This is a genomic window from Myxococcus llanfairpwllgwyngyllgogerychwyrndrobwllllantysiliogogogochensis (assembly GCF_006636215.1).
In the GTDB taxonomy this organism is placed as follows: domain Bacteria; phylum Myxococcota; class Myxococcia; order Myxococcales; family Myxococcaceae; genus Myxococcus; species Myxococcus llanfairpwllgwyngyllgogerychwyrndrobwllllantysiliogogogochensis.
Map to the genome: position 1 here is coordinate 1 of NZ_VIFM01000482.1, position 3059 is coordinate 3059.

Genomic DNA, 3059 nt, shown 5'->3' on the forward strand with positions numbered 1-3059 from the left:
CTCCCCACGCGCCACCCTCACCAGGACGACCGCCCCACCCGGCAAGCAAGTGGGCCTCAAGGTCGGAGCGCGCCACCACGATCGCCATCGCATCCAGGTGCGCGAGCGTCATCGAAGGCGCGTGACCTCCCGCTCGCCCCCAGTCATGGACAGCGGACAGGGCCAGCGTGTACCGCCCTCCCTTCTCGGGCTGGCCGAAGAAGATGTGCTCTACGTCCAGGGAGAACTCCGCCCCCACCAACCGCGCCCCCAGCACGTCTGACGCGAAGGCTTGGGTGTAGAGCGGGCCAGCCGTGCCAGTGAAGATGCCTCCGGCCGGGTGGTAGTTCGGATTGGTCCGGTTGGAGTAGCGGCGGACCAGATGCCCGGAGAGGAGCTTGTGTCCCTCCAGCGGGCCGAACCAGACGCCCACGGGCGCGTCGTCCGAACCCAACAGGAGGCCGCGAATGAGCTGCCCCCAGTCCGAGAGCGTGTCCCAGTCCTCGCGACGCACGAGCGCCCCGCCGTCATTCCCACCCCACATCCGGAAACGAATCGGAGCCCCCAGGTTGAAGCCGAACTCGGGGCCGCCGTCGAGGATGAAGGTGGGTTCAACCTGGATGAAGCCTTCGTCATCGCCCACGCCAGCGCGAGGCAGAAGCGCCAGCGTCGTGGCCTCCAGGCGCATCCAGTAGTGCCACTCGCGAGCGGCTGGTTCGGGGGGAGGGACTGACGGAGCTTCCTCGGAAACTGGAGGCTCCGAGGCCCATCCCGTCATGGGTAGCAGCAGCGCGAACAGCAGCGCGGCCAGACAATTTCGCTTCCTGTGCATACACGCCTCCTGTGCGTGCCCCGGAATGAGGCACGAAGAACACACGTCTCCCGGTCGGCTTGAGCGGCTCGCGCCGTGCCGGTGGTGAATCAGCGGTGGTGAGGGGAAGAGGTGCCGCCGCTACGCGGTCGGCTGCTTCGTCAACGTGCGACGGCGCGGACCGGCACCGGGCTCCGTTGGCACTTCATCCGGGTTGCGCGAGCCAAACGACGCTCGCCGCGCGCCCCGGGGTGAGGCTGAATCCGTCGTGGGCTCGGAGCGACTCCACACCTCAGTGACAGGGGGCGTGATGCCGCCTTCGTCGCTCGGCAACTCGAAGTCCCAGAGTCCCTCGCTGGCCTCCCCGAGCGCATGCTGGGCCTCCTGCAATGCCTCCTCGCGCGTGTACCCGCCCAGCCGCGCCAACTGTGAGCGCAGGACAAGCTCCAACTCGGCCGCCGTCCCGAAGCGCTCGGCGGGGTTGCGGCGCAGCAAGGTGTGCAGGATGTCCCTGAGCGGCACCGAGAGCCCTTGCGCCGCCTGCTCGACATCCTCAGAGCCGTAGGCCATGGCGCACCAGATGGCGTCCTCCGCGAACGCTGGCAGCTCCGTCACCACCGAGGCCACCGAGGCCGCGAGCGCCTGCTGTCGCGCCTCTTTCGACAACCGCGCCTCCACCTCTTCGATGCGGACGTGGCCAGGGTCGTAGAGGTGGCGCCCCGTGGCGAACTCCAGCAACGTCAGCCCCAGGGAGAACAGGTCCGCGCGGGCGTCCACCACCTCGCCCAGCAACACCTCGGGTGCCGAGTAGAGGACTTCCCCTTGGGGACGCGGCAGGGACGTGGCCAACCGTCCCAAGAGACGAGAGAGGGCCACGCCAAAATCCGTCAGTCGCACTTCGCCGTGTGGCCCCAGGCGGATGCGCGCGGGGTTCACGTCCCGGTTGACGATGCCGAGCGCGAAGCCCGCGTCATCAGCGAGCGTGTGGGCGTAGGCCAGGGCCGCCGCGACCTCCGCGCCCACGTAGAGAATGAATGCCTCGGAGAAGTAGCGGCCGCGCGCCTGGGCAACGGCCAACAGCGTGTTGAGTGACAGCCCTTCGACGTTCTCCATCGCCACGCACAGGCCCATCTCCGACTCGAAGAGGCCATGGACGCACGCGATGCTCGGATGGTGAAGATACTGGGCGAGCCGGACCTCTTCCTCCAGGCGAATCCGGGTGCGCTGGTACTTCTCCGTCACCTCCGCTGCTTTCGGCAGGGGCAGGCACTTGAGCACCACGCATTCCCCCAGGCCCTTGGGCGTGCGGGTCTGCGCGAGGAGGATTCGCTCACCAACGCGGCCCTCTCCCAAGTCCCTGAAGAACTCGTAAGAGGTGTCGCCGTTCGTGAATAGGACAACGCTCCCGGCAGGCCGAGAGTCAGACGGATTGAACATGGGCGGGAAGCTCCGAGTGCCCGCGCGAGAGGGATTCGCGCAAAGGCAGACTCAAGGTACTGCCGGCCCTTCCAGACCTGAACGACCTGACAGGTCTAAAAAGATAGAATCATCATTCACCCTGAGTGAACCGGAAAGGGCCTGAATTGCAAACTCCCTTTACGCTCTCCGAGGGAAACTAGGGCCAGCGCTCGACGGGATAGGCAGTGCGACTTCGCCCCACCACTACGGCCCCGGGCTTGGACTCCTCTTCCTTTTCAACGTACCCCCGCTTCCCCAAGACGATGCACACCGGCACAGTGCGGCCATCGGGGAGGTGCGCCTCTGTGTAGCGCCCCACGAGGAATTCTCCGCCTGTCCAGAGGTAGCCCGAGAGCAGGGTTCCTTCTGGAAGTCCCTTCAAGCGACTGATGCGCACGACGCCAGTCACAGGGCCATCGGAGTAGACGCCCGGTTCGCTTTGAGCGCCGGGCTGTCGATTGTCCAAGGTCAGAACCATTCCGTCGCCCGGTTCCAAACGCAGCCCCCGCTTGTTCGCCCTGTTGAACATGGCGTCGCGTGCATCGGAGGGGCAATCACCGGACTCAGGCCGAACCTGGGCGCCGGGGCAGCCGAGGGAGAGTGCAGCGGCAGCAGTCGCGCCCGCGCACGTCTTGAGGAACCCGGTCCACGGCGATGGGGGCCAGCTCGGACGGGAGGCCAGGGCCTTCGGCTTCCTGGAGGTGGACTCGGCGGGAGGGGGCATCGGAACGGGAGCGCGCTTCACGGGAGAGCTTTCTTTCTCGACAGGTGCAGGAGGGGGCAACGCTACCCCAGGGGATGACGCCAGGGG

At 66.9% G+C, this 3059-nt stretch carries 1 protein-coding gene and 1 pseudogene; both read right to left on the reverse strand.

Features of this window, described 5'->3' with window-relative positions:
* Positions 1–811: pseudogene (locus tag FJV41_RS48570) on the reverse strand (hypothetical protein); the annotation flags it as partial.
* Positions 812–931: 120 nt separating this feature from the next.
* Positions 932–2143, reverse strand: a complete 1212-nt coding sequence (locus FJV41_RS48575; RefSeq protein WP_246137898.1) for a serine/threonine protein kinase — start codon at positions 2141–2143, stop codon at positions 932–934.
* Positions 2144–3059: the final 916 nt, after the last annotated feature.